16 protein-coding genes, 1 tRNA gene and 1 pseudogene are annotated in these 17,856 nt (G+C 48.8%); 9 read left to right on the top strand and 9 right to left on the bottom strand.

Annotation, left to right across the window (positions count from 1 at the left end; translation table 11 throughout):
• Positions 1–39: 39 nt before the first annotated feature.
• On the bottom strand, positions 40–2,829 hold the full coding sequence (locus CYQ09_RS14970; protein ID WP_162617696.1) for a GEVED domain-containing protein: 2,790 nt from the start codon (positions 2,827–2,829) through the stop codon (positions 40–42).
• A gap of 725 nt (positions 2,830–3,554) precedes the next feature.
• Between CYQ09_RS14970 and CYQ09_RS14965 the strand changes: the two genes are divergently transcribed.
• Positions 3,555–3,728, top strand: a complete 174-nt coding sequence (locus CYQ09_RS14965) for a DUF1328 domain-containing protein (RefSeq protein ID WP_106746209.1) — start codon at positions 3,555–3,557, stop codon at positions 3,726–3,728.
• A gap of 57 nt (positions 3,729–3,785) precedes the next feature.
• On the opposite strand, the gene CYQ09_RS14960 is transcribed toward CYQ09_RS14965, so the two are convergent.
• The 4 genes from CYQ09_RS14960 to CYQ09_RS18370 form a co-directional block, all read right to left on the bottom strand.
• Positions 3,786–5,510: a sensor histidine kinase gene (locus tag CYQ09_RS14960; protein WP_106746208.1), complete on the bottom strand. Its 1,725-nt coding sequence runs from the start codon at positions 5,508–5,510 to the stop codon at positions 3,786–3,788.
• Positions 5,511–5,613: 103 nt separating this feature from the next.
• Positions 5,614–7,170 carry a phospholipase D family protein gene (locus CYQ09_RS14955; protein ID WP_106746207.1) on the bottom strand — a complete coding sequence of 519 codons (1,557 nt, stop codon included), beginning with the start codon at positions 7,168–7,170 and terminating at the stop codon, positions 5,614–5,616.
• A gap of 1 nt (position 7,171) precedes the next feature.
• Positions 7,172–7,750 (bottom strand): RNA polymerase sigma factor, encoded by a 579-nt coding sequence (locus tag CYQ09_RS14950; RefSeq protein ID WP_204353971.1) that lies wholly within the window; start codon positions 7,748–7,750, stop codon positions 7,172–7,174.
• Positions 7,737–7,892 (bottom strand): NepR family anti-sigma factor, encoded by a 156-nt coding sequence (locus CYQ09_RS18370; protein ID WP_162617695.1) that lies wholly within the window; start codon positions 7,890–7,892, stop codon positions 7,737–7,739. The genes CYQ09_RS14950 and CYQ09_RS18370 overlap by 14 nt, the downstream gene beginning before the upstream one ends.
• A 127-nt stretch (positions 7,893–8,019) precedes the next feature.
• On the opposite strand from CYQ09_RS18370, the gene CYQ09_RS14945 reads away from it, so the two are divergent.
• The 7 genes from CYQ09_RS14945 to CYQ09_RS14915 all read left to right on the top strand — a co-directional run bounded on the left by CYQ09_RS14945 (position 8,020) and on the right by CYQ09_RS14915 (position 13,807).
• Positions 8,020–8,835 carry a response regulator gene (locus CYQ09_RS14945; protein WP_106746205.1) on the top strand — a complete coding sequence of 272 codons (816 nt, stop codon included), beginning with the start codon at positions 8,020–8,022 and terminating at the stop codon, positions 8,833–8,835.
• A gap of 69 nt (positions 8,836–8,904) precedes the next feature.
• Entirely contained in the window at positions 8,905–9,228 is a 324-nt protein-coding gene (locus CYQ09_RS14940) for a DUF883 family protein (RefSeq protein ID WP_106746204.1), read from the top strand.
• Positions 9,228–9,566, top strand: a complete 339-nt coding sequence (locus tag CYQ09_RS14935; protein ID WP_106746203.1) for a phage holin family protein — start codon at positions 9,228–9,230, stop codon at positions 9,564–9,566. The genes CYQ09_RS14940 and CYQ09_RS14935 overlap by 1 nt, the downstream gene beginning before the upstream one ends.
• Before the next feature lie 279 nt (positions 9,567–9,845).
• Positions 9,846–10,244 (top strand): adenosylmethionine decarboxylase, encoded by a 399-nt coding sequence (speD, locus tag CYQ09_RS14930; protein WP_106746202.1) that lies wholly within the window; start codon positions 9,846–9,848, stop codon positions 10,242–10,244.
• A 7-nt stretch (positions 10,245–10,251) separates the two neighbouring features.
• Complete coding sequence (locus tag CYQ09_RS14925; protein WP_162617694.1) at positions 10,252–11,547, top strand: rhomboid family intramembrane serine protease; 1,296 nt, start codon at positions 10,252–10,254, stop codon at positions 11,545–11,547.
• 34 nt (positions 11,548–11,581) lie between these two features.
• A complete protein-coding gene (locus tag CYQ09_RS14920) occupies positions 11,582–12,169 on the top strand; it encodes a hypothetical protein (RefSeq protein WP_162617693.1) in 588 nt (195 codons plus the stop codon).
• A gap of 81 nt (positions 12,170–12,250) precedes the next feature.
• Positions 12,251–13,807, top strand: coding sequence for a polyamine aminopropyltransferase (locus CYQ09_RS14915; RefSeq protein WP_106746199.1), 1,557 nt, complete (start codon positions 12,251–12,253; stop codon positions 13,805–13,807).
• Positions 13,808–13,936: 129 nt separating this feature from the next.
• On the opposite strand, the gene CYQ09_RS14910 is transcribed toward CYQ09_RS14915, so the two are convergent.
• The 3 genes from CYQ09_RS14910 to CYQ09_RS18670 all read right to left on the bottom strand — a co-directional run bounded on the left by CYQ09_RS14910 (position 13,937) and on the right by CYQ09_RS18670 (position 16,919).
• Positions 13,937–15,484, bottom strand: a complete 1,548-nt coding sequence (locus tag CYQ09_RS14910) for a hypothetical protein (protein ID WP_162617692.1) — start codon at positions 15,482–15,484, stop codon at positions 13,937–13,939.
• A gap of 8 nt (positions 15,485–15,492) precedes the next feature.
• On the bottom strand, positions 15,493–16,449 hold the full coding sequence (locus tag CYQ09_RS14905) for a glycosyltransferase family 2 protein (protein WP_106746197.1): 957 nt from the start codon (positions 16,447–16,449) through the stop codon (positions 15,493–15,495).
• A gap of 74 nt (positions 16,450–16,523) precedes the next feature.
• Complete coding sequence (locus CYQ09_RS18670; RefSeq protein ID WP_106746196.1) at positions 16,524–16,919, bottom strand: GtrA family protein; 396 nt, start codon at positions 16,917–16,919, stop codon at positions 16,524–16,526.
• Between the two features lie 334 nt (positions 16,920–17,253).
• Here CYQ09_RS18670 and CYQ09_RS14895 point away from each other — a divergent pair.
• Positions 17,254–17,430, top strand: a pseudogene (locus CYQ09_RS14895) (zinc ribbon domain-containing protein); the annotation flags it as partial.
• Between the two features lie 349 nt (positions 17,431–17,779).
• Here the strand turns inward: CYQ09_RS14895 and CYQ09_RS14885 are convergent.
• A tRNA-Met gene (locus tag CYQ09_RS14885) sits at positions 17,780–17,856 on the bottom strand.

Raw genomic sequence — 17,856 nt, 5'->3', positions numbered from 1 at the left:
TGATAGGAAGTCGCACAATTTGAAGATACAAAGCACGGTCTAATTCTGAATACGCACGGTGAACTTTAGCGTGGTCGATGTACCGGGTTCCATCGCGCCGTTGCATTCCCACCGAAGGTCACCGACGTAGCCGACGGTGACAGTCTCTGGCCAGTTTAAAGTGCATTCCGTTCCGTTTCCCAGCTGAATCGACTGTGTGATCTCTCCATCTAGGTTGGTATAGGGCGGTGTCTGGTCATAGACTTTCACGTCTTGCAAGGTGGCGAAGCCTAAATTTTCCACCTTGAGACGATACAAAAGAACATCACCGGGACCGCCAGTATTAAAACTGGTTTCCCCGCTCATGCGTGACAGGTTCTCTACCGACTTTTCCACGATCAGACCACCACCATCGCGCCCGATAATTATCCTGTCAAAGTTTTCTAGTAGAATTTGACGGTTGGTGTCTTTCAGCAATGTCTCAGCGGTTAGTCGATAGGTGATATTTACGCCATTCGCCGCAGCCGAGCTTGTCGCAACACGCGACACAAGACATAGACGGTCTTCTGCTTCCATAGAGATACCCCCAGTAACCACGATGTCTGGGGTCCCGTCGCAATCGTTATCCAAATACAAGGCGACACTGACGCTGCCCGCTGACCGATCATTCACGTCAGCCAATCCCAAACTGACCGTTCCAGGACTTCCCGCGACATACTGATGCCTAAGTGTCGCAACTTGTCCTGCTTGGACAAATGTTTGAACATCATTAAAAAGTCGAGGCATAGGCACAAGGCCCAATGACAGATCGGAAATCGCACTTGTCGGACTGATATTCAGCACGATCTGACCGTCTGAATTATCGGATACAACAAGCTCTGACGGACCGACTGTGGTTTCAGAAATAGTTAACCACCCAACAGGGGGGACAGTCAGTACTACGACGCTTTCATTGGTTCCGGCCGGTAAGGTTAGTGACCAATCCCCTGATGTGTTCGACATCGTCTCAGCAAGAATTTCCCCCGCGAGAGTTTCGACCCGGATCACAATACCGTCCAGTACAACCTCGTTGCCATTCATGATTGCATCATGTGCAATTCCACTTCCCGACCCGGTATCCGCATGCATCTTGCCCGCTACTAAAGGTGCCGGCGGATTCGCGACAACGACGCTCATATCTTCGACCTCACCATCTGGTGCAGCACCTGATGCGCTCAGCCCCGCTTCGGTGGACCAACGAAACCGCGCAAAACTCTGACCCAGACGAGCATTGGTCGGGACAATAACGGAAAGCGATATGACCCCACCGCCAGCGAGCGTTACATCTTTTGCAACCTGTTCTGTTTCCGAAAAGCTGCCATCGCCGTTCCAATCAATCCAGCCTTGGAGGTAACCACTTTCTCCACTTGTTTCTGTAACGCTGATTTCTATGATCTGCGTCTGTCCCGGGATCAACGGAGGCACTGAAACGCCGTCTTCGTCATCAAGACCGTCATCGTCGTCACCTGTCGCAGTACTATTCGCAAGCGAACCTGTTTCTTCATCAGGAGCGGTCAGTCCCATAAACATTGTTTCGTAAATCACGTGGGAAGGAGCACCATAGTTTGCGATAGAAAAACCATCCGGCGCAGGGCCAGATACTGGACAATCGCTAAAGTCCAAACATTGTGATGTAACGCCCAAAACTGCGACTTCGCCCTCACCGATACCAATGCCCAAAAAGGCCAACAGCGGATCAACCGAAATATCTAAGACTGGCGAGATGACGTTCACAAGAAGGTCACCAACAATGTCTTTCAAGAGCGGTTCAATGATCAAGTCGACCACTGGATCAATCAAGCCACCGAGCGAACCGCGCACTTCAATATCCAAGCTTTGAGCCAAGGTTCCGACCAAATTACTGAAGGAAGAAACACCGTCACCGATAGCCTGCCGTTGAGGGTAAGGCGGAGAAAAGAACAAGGTTTCGCCGGTGCTGGGCGCGCTTTGTGCAAACGATTTTATGTCAATCGCTGCACTTTGTTGAATTAGCCCCCCAAATAAAGAAATTTCAAGCGCGCCAAGCGTTGCATAATCGACGTCCGATTGCTGGATCGGCTGCTCACGGTTAAAGAAAATAGCATCGTCAATCCCCCCCAGATAGAGATCAATCGCGCTAGGGGCGAGGACGACACTGGCTGTTTTGGTCACTGGATCTGCAGATACGACTTCACCGTCAACCCGGCCAAATTCGAAATACAGGTCTATATCAGCCAAAACGATATCAACCGCTACCAATCCGCCAACCACAGGGCCAAGCGCCGTTTCCAAAACGCCCGTATCAAGCGAAATATCAGCCAAATCTACCGAGAGCTTCGCGCGGATTGTCGAGGTATGAAAGGTGGTACCAGCCCCGCCGCATTCGAAATGAGGCGGCTCGATAACCTGCAATAATATCTCTGCCCCTCCAATCCCAAATAGCTGTAAAAATGTACTATCCAAAGCGACTGGTTGTGTTGTCGTGACGACATTTTCATAATTGTAAAGCTGGATCGCACCACCGATGAGGTCGAGAGCGTTCAACTCCAGCTCTGCCAACGCTCCTCTGGGAAGGTTTATAGAAATAAGGTCAGCCAAATTAATCGTCTGGTTCAGCTCAGCGATAGGGATGCTTAGTGCATTCAGGGCGCTGACCAGAGCGGTGTCTCCGTCCGCTTCTGCAACAACAGCCGATGCCTCAATCAACTCAAGTAATGTTAGGTCAATATTCGCGACCTGGCTGGGGTCTGACACGATAATATCTTGCCCACTTTCCCCCAACACCCCCAGCAGATCAAGCTCTGCGCTCGCAATCGCATTCCAATCAAGCACGCTGATGCTGACATGAGTTCCCAACAACCCCGAAAGCACAGGGTTTAAAAGCTCAGATTCACTAGACTGTACACTGGCCAAGCGCGGGCCAGCAAATACGCAAGCGGCCCCACATCGTTCCTGCGCAAACGCCTGCACGCCAGATAAGAATACAAAAAAAATGGCCGACAGTATGAAACGAAAAAAATAAGTTACTTTGGAAATCACGCAAGCACCGTAAAAATCTGCGAACAAGATATTTTTGCACCATGCGAAAAGGTTCCTAGCGTATCAAACAGCGGAAAAGGTGCCGAAAACCGGCACGCATTGATCAGATTATGAAAAGTAAAAATCGGCACGACTAACCTATGAATAATTAACAATGTCAGGCTATAGGTCCGTAAATTTGCACGACGACTACGGATCCAAATGTCGCCCAATATGCACGTCTGTTATGCCGTGACGCACTTATTTTCAGTTATCAGTACGCGCGGATTAACATGTACAAGGCTAGAATGTGCACCATTGCCAAGTCAACACATCAAGGGCATCGCCGTATACCAACACATACTAAATATATTCGAATTGTGACCAACGCGCAGCCAAACCTTGCAACTTTTCGTCTTGTGAACGCAACCCTCCGCGAAGTTCTGTCATCCTTCCGTGTGCTTTGTTTGGAACCAAATTCACCTTTGGCGGTTATTCTATCACAAAGACAAACGAAATTTTCTTGAAGGAGAAAGACAATGCTAACTTGGGCACTTACTTTTCTTGTTGTTGCGCTGATCGCAGCTGCACTTGGTTTTGGTGGTATTGCTGGCGCATCTGCTGGTATCGCAAAAATCCTATTCCTGGTTTTCTTGGTACTGTTCGTAGTGACAATGATTGCCCGCGCGGTACGTGGTCGTCCGCCAGTCTAAGAAATGCGCTATAGAAGACATTCAAAAGGGCGGCACGTTCAGCGTGCCGCCCTTTTTCTATTCCCCGGGCTTGGGTGTTAATTCTTCGACAGGAAAACCAACCTTGACGGTGAACCATTCACCATCATCAGTTTTCTCCATTTCACCATAAAGCTGCTGGCAAAACGCCTCTAACAACTGACTGCCTAGCCCTGTCGACTCAATTTCTTCTGATGGTGTTACAACAGATGGCAAAGTATTCCTCACCAGTATTTCTGCCATGTCATCATCAAGCGACCTTAATTCGACTGTCAGCTTAGGCTTCTGACCTTCCTTTGCGCCGATATACTTAAGCGCGTTGGTCAACGCCTCAGTGACCATCAGTGAAAGCGGAACAGCTTGATCTGGGTTTAGGTGCAACTCGTTCAGTTCGGTCTTCACATCAATGGCTTTGTGATCGGTTGCGCCGATACGCACAACTTGTTGCACAATTTCAGCAAGTAATTCATCGACCCGCACGTCAGCCAGACCCGTGGTTTGGTATAGACCACGATGGATCGTCGCGAGGCTAATAACGCGATCATGTAGTCCACGCATCAACTGATGCACTTCCGGCGATTTTGATCCGCGCATCTGCATATTCATGATCGACGCAATAAGCTGAAGGTTGTTCTTCACGCGGTGATGGACTTCGCGCAACAAGACCTCTTTTTGTCTCACAGTGTCTTCCAGTAATGCTTCGTCACGCATCAACTGATCCGTCATATCAGCATGTGCTTGCGCGACCTCGCGCAATTCTTGCGGCGCATGGCGAAAGCTGGCTAGATCCGTGGGACTGCGATCTTGAGTAAAGCTGCGCATCGCATTGCGCAGCCGCAACACATGGCCTGTAACAAGCAATGACGACGCAAACCATGCAACGGCTAAACTAGCCAACCACATAAGTGCGGGGAACATGCCCGGGCTGCTCATGTAGAAATTGTTTTCGCTGATGCTTGCCTCTGGCCAAGTGCCTAGCGCGTAGACCTGACCGTTTAAGATTGGCACAACAGAATAGGTCCGCAATACGCCCGCGCGGTCTTTGCGGGTGAACGGATCTAACCGACCTAGGTAATCAATAATTTCCCCCTCGACAGGAAGCACCTGATCGGCGCTATCCAAGGGTACAGTAGACGTCAGGATTTGCCCGTCCCAGTTCAGGGTTAAAAATGCGACGTTGTCAGTAAATTTCTCTGATGCTGGTGCAAGTGCGCGGTGCGGCACAGATACCGCAGCAAACCCCGTCAACTCTTCAGTGTCTTCACTATACATCGGAGAGGTCGCATATAGAACTGAAGTCCCCGAAACCGGCGCATCCCTATTAACCAACACCGTCGTACGCGGATCAGCAATTTGCGCTTTAAGGTCTTCGGTCAAGCCAATGCTAAATGGTGCGTCAGCGTTTGAACAGGCAATGTAACCGGTCAGATCATAGTAGCCTGCAAATGAAAAAGGCTGTGCGTCAACGATACGTTTCATCGATTTCGAGCAGCTTTCGGGGTTGGCCATAAGCTGCGGTATAACCTCCGCCAATGCGATGGCAGCGCCCTTTGCTTCTTCAATCAAAGCAAGTTCACGCGAAACCACACGAAGCGTCTCGCCGTCCAGCGCCGCCTCGGACTGAGAGCGAGCTTCGCTAATGACACTTTGTGAGCGCAGCACAGACACGATTGTCAGAGGCAAAAGAGCCACCGCAAGCACGACGGCGAACCGAATACCCAGCTTGTCAAAAGCAGCCTTAGCGACCTGTAATATATTGAACATCCGACTATTTACCTGCTCGTTTCAAAACAACATTACTCATATTCTAATACCGGGTATAGTAAAGCTAAGTTCCATTTGGGGTTACATCTCCCGCCTCCTCGCATCAGACAAGCTCCTCTGGCGCGCCCGGTACGACGAGCCCATGTGCCTTTGCCGGGGCTAAGGCGTAAGGTACAATAAAACCTTTGCGCGTTTCCGGCGATTGCGTCGCATTGTCCATCGCGAGGTTCTTCCAATGTTCAAACGCAGAGCCAATATCGTAAAATTCAGGTCCAGCGGTATCGTGTAACCAGTGGCCCAAAACTTTGTGCCGTACCGCTTCGATGTCAGGCTTGCGCGTTAAAACCACGCCGGCCTCAGCATCCCATTTCATGCTGCGCCCGTTCAAATTTGCCGATGATACGATCGCGGATGTATCGTCGAAAACAGACACTTTTGCGTGCACGTAAATGATTGGCGCACCTGACAATGTAGCCCTATCCACATCGTGGTCGCTGTGCGTCGGGCGTCGAGGTTGAACGGGACTCACGGCCAAAAACCGATAACCAAATGCCCGGCGAACCTTGCGGATTGCGCGCGCCTGAAGGTATTCACCAAAACGGGAATCAACACCTCGCGACGCTTCAAACGCAATATCTTCGGGGGCAGCAGGTAGCAGCAACAGCAGCTTTAGGTCTGGGTTATCACGTCCTGCCTGTGCCAAAGCCGATGCAATACGCCGGTCACGAAAGAACTGAGTTTCCAAATAGATCAGCTGTTTCGCAGCCTTAATTTGGCGTAAATGTTCCTGCAACAAATCGTCAGCGACATTGTCAGGTGCCAAGGCGATGGTATTGTGTTTCCATTTCCGCGACAGGGTCCGCAAGAACATCGAATTCGTTTGAGGTAATTCAGATGTGCCCGCAATCGCATCCGGCAAGCTTTGCAAAAATGCTGACGCATCTCTCGCAACTGCGTCGTCGCGAATGATCAGTTGAACATCATGCCATGTGTCTTGCGCGGGTTGATCGTGTTTCTGATCGTCATAGCGTCGATCATTCAGATCAAGCCCACCGACATAGGTTGTCGTACCATCAAATACTGCCATTTTATGGTGCAACGTAACCGGGTTCAGCGATGGCAGCACCTTAGGTCGCACGCATACTTTGCCGTCAATCAGATCAAGCACAGGTTCCAGACCCGGCGCATCATTTAAAGCGCTGGCTGGGTCTGAACTTTCGTTCATTTGCGTTGCGATTTCACGCAGTTTTTGGCGAGTCTTTGGCGCAAATAAAACACGTGGAACGATCCCGCCGACTGCCGGATGCAATTGGCGACGCACCATCAGCATTGCGGCACCCGGTTCGGTCTTATCGTTTAGACCTTGTAAGATGCGGATGCTTTTTGATCCGGACCGATGCAAATCATACCCGACGATGGGGTCGAAATCAGACAGCAGCAATTCGATTGAGACACCACGGTTCAGCGTTGCGACAATTAAATCTGCCCAGTCTTTCCCAACCTGTAGTGCATCGGTGGACCGTAGTTTTGTAGTAGGGTCAAAAATGCGGAACCCAAGTTCGATCTTGCGTTCCGCAGCAAGAAACAGCGCCTCAAACGCAGGGTATGCTTCTTTGGCGGTGACAAGCACGGTTACGTCACCCGCATAATCGGCCACCACGTTAGGCGCGCCTAACAGGAAGATGCGCAGTCAGCACAGCCATAGTTCCGGTATCGGTCAGCTCCATTGAATCTTCGTCAGATAGATCAAGCAGCTCTACCAACTTTTGGCGCGCACGATTTACGCGACTTTTCATCGTACCTGTCGCAACGCCACACATTTCTGCGGCCTCTTGATAAGCAAACCCAGATGCACCGACCAAAGTTATCGCCTCGCGTTGTTCATCTGGCAGCTGATTAAACGCAACAAGAAAGTCAGTCATCGCAAGCGCACCGTCGTGTTCTGGCTTAACAGACATTGTCGCTGCAAAATGCCCGTCAGAATCCATAACTTCACGACGCGTTTTGCGATGGTTGGTATAATAAGTGTTGCGCAATATCGTAAACAACCAGGCACGCATATTCGTACCCTTTTCAAACGACCCAATCGATTTCCAAGCCTTCATAACCGTGTCCTGGACAAGGTCGTCAGCGGTTGCCGAATTGCGGCACAAGCTTAATGCAAAGGCGCGCAGCACCCCCATGTGCGTGACTAGTTCGTCACGGGGATCCATCGATCCCTCAAAATCACTTTGTACCATTCTGGTCATCCTGATCCCTCAGTTGTGCCAGCAGCGCAATAAGCTCTGTGGGTAGTTCCTCTGACGCCTTATCGTCAAACGCTCGGCGAAGATTATCTTTGATCAGGTTATCCGCCCGACTTTCTCTCTTGTCTTTGTTCATCGATCTGCCTCTAGTCTTCCCATGCCAACTTACCGCCTCACCATCTTAGAATAAAAAATCACATCTCATGGAACCAAACTCGCGTGGCCGCGTTTGGTTCCAAAGAAATCGAAAAAAGGGACAATAAATGTCATCCGATGCATCACAAAAGCAATTGTCACTCGTTGTAGCTGAACTTTTGCCATTCCTGCGCCGCTATGCGCGTGCATTGACGGGGTCACAAAAAAGCGGCGACCGCTATGCTGCTATGACTCTCGAGGCACTTTTGACCGATCGCAGCATCTTTGAAGAAGCATCGAGCCACAAGGTTGCATTGTTCGGGGCGTTCCACCGTATTTGGCAAAGCCTAGGCGAACCGGTCCAAAACGATTCAACGGGTCTGTCCGGCAAAGCGCTTGCGCATTTGGCACGCCTTACCGTGAATACCCGCGAGGCACTTCTGCTGCACACAATCGAAGGTTTTTCCGTTCCCGAAATCGCTGAAATCATGGAAACCGATCAAGATGAAATTAATCATCTGCTGCGCGTTGCCTTGGACGAGATGGAACAATCCGTCTCTGGCGATATTCTGGTGATCGAAGACGAGGCCATCATTGCGCTTCACATCAAACAGATCGTCACCGAATTGGGGCACAACGTGACAGGTGTTGCCCGTAAACGCACCGAAGCGGTGAAACTGGCGGGTGAAAAACGCCCGAGCCTGATCCTGTCGGATATTCAGCTCGCGGATGGGTCGTCTGGCATTGATGCCGTCAACGACATCCTAAAAGACGCAGGCGATATCCCTGTGATCTTTATCACCGCCTTCCCAGAACGCTTGCTGACTGGCGAACGGCCAGAGCCCGCATTCTTGATCAGTAAACCCTATACCGAAGAACAAGTTCGTTCGGCCGTAAGCCAAGCAATGTTCTTTTCCTCTAGCGAAGAAATCACAATTTCTTAGAGAAATGTGGGAACTTTTAGGACTGTTGCCAGTTGGTTTTACGAACGTAACAAACACTGGAGAATTCCAATGGCACAGTCCACAAAAAGCAACGTCTCCGATCTTGGTGGCGACATTAACAAACAAATGGCAGTCCTGCGCGAAGACATTGCAAACCTAACTGCGACCGTCGCGGATTACGGCAAGGCGCAAGGCACCCAGCTGAAATCTGTCGCAATGGATAAAGCTGCAAACGCAGCGACTGCTGGTGCCGCAACAGCGAACGCGGCAAAGCAAAAAGCAGAAGCCACCTATGCCGATGCTGAAAATGCTGTACGCGCCAACCCTGCCGCAGCCGTAGGTATCGCTGCAGGCCTTGGCTTTGTTGTCGGCATGCTGACATCGCGTCGCTAATGTTTGGCATCGAAAGAAAAGTAGCAGAGACCGCCCAAAAGGCGGCTCTGTTCTCCGCAAGCGCCATACTGGCAATGATCGGAGCAGGATTCCTAACCGCTGCCGCATGGATTGTGATGACTGAATTGCAGTCAGAGTTATTCGCTGCGACCGTAATCGGCCTCATATACTTAGGGCTGGCATTGATTGGGGCTGCTTTTGCATCTCGTTCGCGGAAACATTCTTACCCTGCGAACCATAAAGGCCATACTCCAAACGATCTTTCACCAATGCAGCTGGTCGCCGTGTCGTTCATTCAGGGGCTCGAACAAGGTGCGCGCGCAAAACGCGCGCCTTGATACACCGCCTTCACCGGTCTTACTCGTACTTCCCACGCCAGAATACCATGAATAGTTGTGAGTATAATTTACCCGATGGGGACTATCTCTAGGGATATGAGTGTGTAGTCTATCACGGTAGAACTTTCATCTTTGCAGTAGCATAAAGACATCCACCGCTCCGACAATTTGGCCATCCAGGGCATGCGCTCAACCCCGGCGCGTGAAAATGCGTTGCAATTATCGTCTTTTTCATGTGGTTTGCGTTTATATTGACGTAGTGATGCTTGAGGGAACATAATGCTGACAAAGGCCCAAACGAAACCAACAGTTCTTGGGCTTCATGTCATTGCTGAATTTTTCGACGCAGCATGCTTAATTGACTGCGAACCCGCCCAACAAATTTTACACGATTCGGCAGTTGCCTCTGGCGCAACAGTCCTCGAAATTAAGCTGCATGATTTCGGCGATCGAACTGGTTTTACAGGAGTAGCTTTGCTGGCCGAATCTCATATATCAATACACACATGGCCAGAACATAGTTATGCGGCAATCGATATTTTCATGTGCGGCGATGTCGATCCCCTATGTAGCCTTGATGTGCTACGGCATTATTTCGCCCCTAAACGCGAAACCGTACAGCTGGTGAAACGCGGCGAGGTTTTTGTTAACGATGTGGGCCAGGTGGGCATGGCCTGACGGAGTTATGGATGTATTGCGCGCGTCAAGCGTCACCTTTGCGGTTTTCGGACTTTGCATTCTTGCGTATTGGCAAAATGGGGCAGCTTCGGTCCCCTATGATCCGATCCCTATTTCTGACGTCTTTCTGAATGTCTTTATGCATGGTGATATACCTCACCTGTTAATGAATTTGGTTATGCTTGTTCTGGGCGGACAGATTACTGAACAACGCATTGGGCACTGGCAGACATTCCTGCTTATCATTGCATGCATCGCCGTCGGGACCTCGGTGCAGTTAGCCATGGTTGATCAACGTTTTGTCGGAATATCAGGCCCTGTCTATGGACTGGTTACTTATGCAGTTATAGCCACGGCAGAACCTAAAAACTGGTGGTTTTTATGTCTTGTTATCTTAGGAGTTATCACGCTTGAGATCTTATTTGGGGGCCGTTCCATCGCGATTTATGCTCATATTTTTTCAACTCTTATCGGAGGAAGTTACGCAATGTTCGGATCACTATTCGGCAGCAAAGGCCCCCAGTTAAAACCGATGCAACTTACTCATCTCTCAAAAGTTGTGCAAATCATTAAAGAAACCGACGACGATGACGCGGCAGAGGCAGAAAACGAGTTTCTAAATGACGGCATTGAAGACATGTTCGTACTTCTCGAACGTGGGGAGGTTTTGGGGGTGATCGGCTATAGTCATGACGATCAGGTTGATGATGTTGTATGGTTATCATGGACGTATCTAAGAAAAGACTGCGCAGGTGAAGGTCTAGGGGCGTATATGCTCAATGACTTGCTTGGAAAGCTAAAGGCGAAAGGAATAAGGAAAATATTCATCGCTACCAGCGACTATGATCATTTTGGCAAGCTAATCTATGCCGCCGCACATAAAATGTATGCTGAGTTTGGCGCCGCGGTTGAGCTAACGATACCTGCCTATCATACTGTGACAGAAGCAAAAATCGTGTATGGACTTGATAATCCTGAATTCGATGCAGGACCATCTCCGGCCATGCCATCCAGCACTGGGATATCCATTACTGGGTCTGCGCTTGAACCTGAGACCGAAGGTGTCTTTGGTTTGACTTGGCAAGAAGCACCCGTAGGCTTGGCTGGGATCGATTACGCCGTTGATCAAGTTAAGATGCGCGGGGGCCGTAAGGTGGTATTGGCGCTTCCTAGCGACCTATCAGACGCCAATGCTGATACCTTAAAGTCACATAAATTTGAAGTCTGTGGTAGGCTGGACAACTATTACAATTTTGGATTGCACCAAGTCTGGTGGATATGTTCTTTGGATGGCAAATATTGATGGATTATCGTCCGTAACGAATAAGGAACTGTTTATGTTTGGAAATCTTAAGAACCTCGCGATTTTGGGTGTGATTGGCTTTGTTGCCTACTCATTTCTCTCAGGTACAAAGTCAGAACAAACGGCTGACCTGGGGCAGGTTCTTGATCGTACAGAGTTCGCACTAAATACTTACCAAGGCTACCTAACCGATAACGGTGTTACCGAAGCATCAGATGCAGAGCTTACTGAATTTACTGCGTTTTATACCGATGTATTGAACGCAGACACCCGGTTCTACGATACAACACTTGGCCTAAGTGTTATGGAAGACGCGACGTTCCTTGGCTTTGCAGACGAAAACGCCAACCGCATTCAAGACGAAGGCGAAGGCAAAGTATTTACCGTTGAAATCGACGAGGCGAATAACCGGCTTATTGCGACTGACCTTGCTGGCAACTCGTCAGGATTGAGGTTTTCTGGAACAGGCTTCCTTGCTGGTGCCTTGTTAGGCAATCTAATCGGTCGCCAACGTGCTGCAGGCATAAGTGCAGCAAGCTTTAACAACCGGACGGTATCACCACGCAGCTCTTACCGTGCGCCCTCAAGTGCCCGTTCTGGCGGACCACGTTCCGGCAAATAAGCAAAAACTGCCTCATGACAGGCTCGGTTGCGTCACATGCACCGAGCCTTTTTTGTTTCAACGCCACGATAGGACCGCACAGTGCCGAAACAACCATCATCTCAGCCCAGCTACAAAGACTTACCTCAAAGGCAGGCCGTCGTATTGCTGGCATCAATCCTTATCGTTGCTTTATGCGGCATTGTGTACGAGCTGATTATTGGCACGGTTTCAAGCTACCTACTTGGGAACTCTGTTTATCAGTTTTCGCTTACGATTGGCTTTTTCATGTTCGCTATGGGGGTCGGTTCATACGTATCCCGCTTCATCAACGGAAACCTGATACAAGCATTTGTCTACGTGGAACTGATCCTTGCCTTGGTCGGTGGTCTTTGCAGTATTTCACTATTTATGCTCTTTCCGGCTGCGCCATGGTTCTACACGGTAGGCATGTTCTCATTCATATCAACGATTGGTTTTTTGGTTGGGTTGGAAATTCCAATACTGACAAGGGTTTTGTCGGAACGATCGACCACTCGCGAGTCCATCGCCGACGTTTTGTCACTAGATTACATAGGCGCTCTGATCGGCTCAGTTGCCTTTCCAATCTTGCTACTTCCATCACTCGGGCTCATCACTGCGTCATTCGCGATTGGCTTGATAAATTCATCTGTCGCTCTTTTGAATGTCTTTATGTTGCGCGACCACCTAGACGCGCCCAAACGCTTGCTTGGCTATGTCGTCGCGACTATCGTAATGCTGTTTACCCTAACGTTGCTCGCGTCAAAAATCACTGCATTTGCACAGGACCATCTATACTTTGATCGGGTTGTTTGGCGTGAACAGTCACAGTATCAGTCACTTGTTGTAACAAACACATGGCAAAAGAACGACGTCCGGCTTTTTATTGATGGCCACCTCCAGTTCGCGCAGGCTGACGAATTTCGCTATCACGAAGCTCTTGTTCATCCAGTACTTTCTTGGGGAACGCCGCCAGAAACCGTACTAATTTTAGGTGGAGGAGACGGGCTTGCTATCCGCGAGGTTCTTAAACATCCAAGTGTTACGTCAATCGACATCGTCGATCTTGACCCAGCTATGACCGATCTAGGGAGGGACTTTGCTCCAATTGTACGCCTAAACGAAGGCAGCATGTCATCGCCTTTGGTAAATGTACTAAATCAAGACGCCTTTTTGTACGTTAAAGAGACCGCTAACACCTATGATAGAATTATCATTGACTTCCCTGATCCACACAATGAAGCGCTGTCAAAGCTGTACTCGGTTGAATTTTACGCGATGGTATCTGACATCATGTCAGATGATGGCATCTTAGTAACCCAAAGCTCGTCACCTTTTTTCACCCCCAATACCTATTGGACGGTTTCACGCACTCTCGAAGAAATATTCCCTCAAGTTGTTAATTACCAAACACCAATCCCGTCGTTTGGAATATGGGGGTTTAATATGGCAATGAAATCTCCCGGAGTTGGTCAAGGTCCTTTACCCGACGGCCTACGCTCCATCACTCCAGAAAGCTTCGCAGCTTCACAAGTGTTTTCAAAAGATCTAGAGCCAAACACACAAATACCCGTCAATTCAATCTTTGATCCAGAGATATATCACCTTTATGCGCAAGACCTGCGCATGAAAAGATGAGCTGAGTCATTAACACGTGACCTGCGTCCCAAGTTTCCTCCAGCGTTGAGCGGAGACCTTGGGGTTAAATCTTCGACCTTAGATGAGCACGAGGATCGGCACTTAAACCCGACAAGTCCAGTATGATTTTCAATTTGAGGGGACGTATTCAACTTCGTATAAGCTAAAAATACCTTCGGATTTAATCAGGTGAACTGGCATTTCATCGAAGTACCCCTCTTCCATGGTATTCAGCGTTAGAACATGCGTAAATTTTTGCTCCCAGTCATAAAGGTAAGTCCAGTTCTGCAAGGAACTACGGCTTTTTCTGATGCGTGGTGGGTCCAATAGCAAGAAACCGGGCGTACTGCGTTCAATTGCTTTCGCGCTATCCCACCATTCTTCACGTAAATGTAAGTTGTGTGTACCGATAAATAATGTCGGAATAAATGAGTCAGCTTCGGAAACCGCATAGGCTTGCATATGCCATAAGCGTGGTGACGGGTTTAATTTCATATTCCGCAATGGAAGAACCCTTGAGCCCGGTGGAACAGCATCGAGTGCGGAGATAAGCTGAGTAATTTCTCGACTGTGAAGAGACGTCATCCGCTCGACTGAAACCGCCCTTGTGACACTAAGAACGGCCATCGCAACGAAAAGCACGGCACCATGCTTAGGTTTAAGGTCAACCCAAGTGGTTGCCGCAAAGATGACACCGAGTAAGATAAACGAAAATCGTAAATGGACGACAGCGACACCATTCAATAGATCGGGCAAGAACAGTGAAAGCACACAAAGCGCAATGACAGGGCCCCTAAGTCTTGGATTGAACTGAAGTCTAGCACCTTCTTTGCGGCGTAAAGTTAACAACAATGCAAGAATAACGTATAAAATAGCGAAACCAATCAGGTTCATTGTCTGCGACCAGTCTGAAATAATAGAGCTGACTGGTGCAGTGAACACCTCAAGGCGGGTACCTAGATCGCCAAAACGCATCGCCCCACCATAAATGTTTGGAGGTTTGCAGATAATATCATATACAACGATGCCTATAGGGAATAAAAACGGTATACTTAAAATCCAATTTCTGCGCAGTACTTGCGGCCAACTTCGTTTAGCTTCAATTAATACCTGCACTTCTCGCCCAAATGCCGTAGCCATCAAGACAAGTAGTCCCAAGATGTGCATTGCATAGAGGAGCATGCACAGTGGAATGTATACTAATATCCTGATGTAATTTGGCTGGTTTTCCATCCAGAGCCATAAAGCCAACATGTACAGCGCGACAGCTACGGTAATGAGATAGTTTTCAAACCCCCAAAAATAGACAGCGTTGAACACGACCAAGTTTGATACCAGCGGCCACATTAGCCATTGCCCATGCACCAGGCGGCTGAGCACCATAATTGACCCGAGAAAGCCGACTGCATAGACAGCAAACATTACGTTGGAGAATTGTTCAGCACTCGAAAGCCACTGACCAATCGACAGCCATAAAACGTCGACCGCTACGTTCGTGCGAAACTCAAGAACGTAGCTATAGTATTCGTTCAGCACGCTTTCTGGATTAGCTGCAATGTGCAATCGCGCAATGTGATTGGGCAAGTCAACCATAGGAAGGTGTGGATGTGTTAGAATTGGTATACAAAGCAACACAGCAGTTAGTATGAAGCCCCACAACGGGAGTGTTCGAATCATCATAAATCCTAGTCTGCGGTCGTCTTTTCGATGATGAACTGAGGACGCTTTTTTGTTTCGAGATATATTTTACCCAAATACTCGCCGATCACGCCAAGCGCTATCAACTGGATGCCGCCAAGCATATAAATTGAGGCTACAATAGATGCCCAGCCTGACACTGAATGGCCCATAAAACGCATGATGACAGCGTATCCGACGTATATGAATGAAAATAATGCGATGGTTAATCCAGCCCAAGCAACGAGCCGTAATGGGCGTACTGAAAATGAAGTCACTCCCTCTAAGGCAAGCCGCACCATCTTTCTGAAAGGATATTTGGTTTCACCAGCTACCCGTGCGGCACGATCATATTCAACGGTTGAGGTTGGAAATCCTAAGTTTTTGATAAGCCCCCTGAGAAAGATATTAACTTCGCCATATTCACGTAATGCGTTGATAGCTTTGCGGCCCATCAGGCGAAAATCGGCGTGATCGGCAATCAAGTCCACACCTAAATAGTGCATCATCTTATAATACGTCCGCGCACTATTGCGCTTGAACCAAGTATCGGACTTACGAGATGAGCGTACACCAAATACGATTTCGGCACCGCCCATATATGCTTCGATCATTTTAGGGATTGCTTCTAAGTCATCTTGCAAGTCAGCATCCAAACTTACCAAAATGTCAGCTTTCGCCGTCATCAAACCAGCAAGTAGTGCAGGCTGATGGCCATGATTTCGTGCGAGCTTAATTCCCATGACATTTCCAGTGACGCTTGCCGTTTCAACCATATTCCAAGTGTTATCTACAGAGCCATCATCAACCAGCACTATTTGGGCCTCCTGCGATATAAGACCCGATTGTAATAACTTTGCACTAAGCAATGTTAATTGCTTAATTAGCTCATCTAAAACAAGTTCTTCGTTAAAACACGGAACTACAAAAGCCAGCGTTGGGATGGTTTTTGGGGGGGCGTTCATGCCGAGCGGACTCCAATTTTTTCAAGATATAAATTTGGGTGTTTGGCTATATTCTAAAAATCGCCGGACGCAATTTAATTAAAAACCCATCGCCGCATTACGAACCAGTTTATTATCGGTAGCGTGATAACAATCAGCCCGCTGGCAACCCAGTCAGGCATGAGACAGACGGATACCATCAGGTATGTTGACGATATCGAAAATGCAAAGCCACAGGCATTAGTTGCTAAGAAACGCATAAATTGCACAATGTCGAAAACGGGTTTGCCGAAGGTAAACCAAGAGTGGCCAACGTATTGAAACGAAACGGCGGCGCAATATGTCATAGCAGATGCCATTATTGGAGAAGCAACCTCCGCAATCCTCAGCAGATTATACATACCAAAGTAAATTGCAGCGGTCAGCGAGCCGACAACTGCGAACCGTAAAGCTTGTAGAGAGTTTACTTTGTTGCCCGCTATTATAGTCATGTCTATTGCTTCAGCGTAACTTTCTAAGCATCATTCGGAAAATGCAATCGACGATCTGAAATACTGTCGGGAGCCTCACGCTGAAGACAACAAATACTTTACATCCGGCAGCTCACATATGCACCTTGGGAATACTTAGCGAACAAGTGTTTAGGTGTCAATATTCGCCTAAATTGAATATCCACGAGAATTGCAGACGCCTTCATCCCTAATTTTACTGCAGGCTCAGACGCGATACAGGCGCTTTGTAAGCGATGCATCTGCCCCCCTGAACCGACACCCCCTCAGACCACATCACTGATGATCAAAGACTCGGTAATACCTTCTCTCTGGCCTACTACAGTGCGGGCAGTGCGGTGGTAATCTCACTGTGGCAGGTTCTGGCAAGGCACGGCGATACTATTGCGCTAACGCAAAGGAGAAAGGCTCCGCTGTTTGCTCAGGGATGCCTGGCCTAAAGGAAGACTTGGCAGCTGAAACAATCCTAAGCAGTTTGCGAGAGAGCGAGTGATGAACTTCATGAGCTATTGGATCGCGTTGTCGTTCAATACGACAAGCCGAATTAGAGAACAAACTCGCAGCCCTGCCCGAACAGGATCCAATAGTGCTACATCCTGCACTCGCAGAGACCTACCGAGGGAAGATCACCGCTTTGGCAGACAGCCTCAATCATGAGGATAGCAAACACGAAGCCATCGAACTTCTTCGCAGCCTTGTGACAGAGGTGCGCTTGCATCCAGACGAAAGTGCCGAAGAAGGTCATGTGATTGAACTCTTTGGGGAATTGGCCGCGATCTTGGATTTCACCAACCCTAAAAACAACAAAACCCACCGTTTTACGGGTGGGGTGTCGGTTTCAATGGTTGCGGGAGTAGGATTTGAACCTACGACCTTCAGGTTATGAGCCTGACGAGCTACCGGGCTGCTCCATCCCGCG

The organism is Yoonia maritima, from assembly GCF_002933395.1.
Taxonomy (GTDB): Bacteria; Pseudomonadota; Alphaproteobacteria; order Rhodobacterales; family Rhodobacteraceae; genus Yoonia; species Yoonia maritima_A.
This window is presented reverse-complemented; position numbering and strand designations above follow the sequence as displayed.

Coding starts and splice junctions, on each gene's coding strand:
- CYQ09_RS14965 (WP_106746209.1), top strand. CDS start 3,555: ATGCTAACTTGGGCACTTACTTTTCTTGTTGTTGCGCTGATCGCAGCT.
- CYQ09_RS14960 (WP_106746208.1), bottom strand. CDS start 5,510: ATGTTCAATATATTACAGGTCGCTAAGGCTGCTTTTGACAAGCTGGGT.
- CYQ09_RS14950 (WP_204353971.1), bottom strand. CDS start 7,750: ATGGTACAAAGTGATTTTGAGGGATCGATGGATCCCCGTGACGAACTA.
- CYQ09_RS18370 (WP_162617695.1), bottom strand. CDS start 7,892: ATGAACAAAGACAAGAGAGAAAGTCGGGCGGATAACCTGATCAAAGAT.
- CYQ09_RS14945 (WP_106746205.1), top strand. CDS start 8,020: ATGTCATCCGATGCATCACAAAAGCAATTGTCACTCGTTGTAGCTGAA.
- CYQ09_RS14940 (WP_106746204.1), top strand. CDS start 8,905: ATGGCACAGTCCACAAAAAGCAACGTCTCCGATCTTGGTGGCGACATT.
- CYQ09_RS14935 (WP_106746203.1), top strand. CDS start 9,228: ATGTTTGGCATCGAAAGAAAAGTAGCAGAGACCGCCCAAAAGGCGGCT.
- speD (WP_106746202.1), top strand. CDS start 9,846: ATGCTGACAAAGGCCCAAACGAAACCAACAGTTCTTGGGCTTCATGTC.
- CYQ09_RS14925 (WP_162617694.1), top strand. CDS start 10,252: ATGGATGTATTGCGCGCGTCAAGCGTCACCTTTGCGGTTTTCGGACTT.
- CYQ09_RS14920 (WP_162617693.1), top strand. CDS start 11,582: ATGTTTGGAAATCTTAAGAACCTCGCGATTTTGGGTGTGATTGGCTTT.
- CYQ09_RS14910 (WP_162617692.1), bottom strand. CDS start 15,484: ATGATTCGAACACTCCCGTTGTGGGGCTTCATACTAACTGCTGTGTTG.
- CYQ09_RS14905 (WP_106746197.1), bottom strand. CDS start 16,449: ATGAACGCCCCCCCAAAAACCATCCCAACGCTGGCTTTTGTAGTTCCG.
- CYQ09_RS18670 (WP_106746196.1), bottom strand. CDS start 16,919: ATGACTATAATAGCGGGCAACAAAGTAAACTCTCTACAAGCTTTACGG.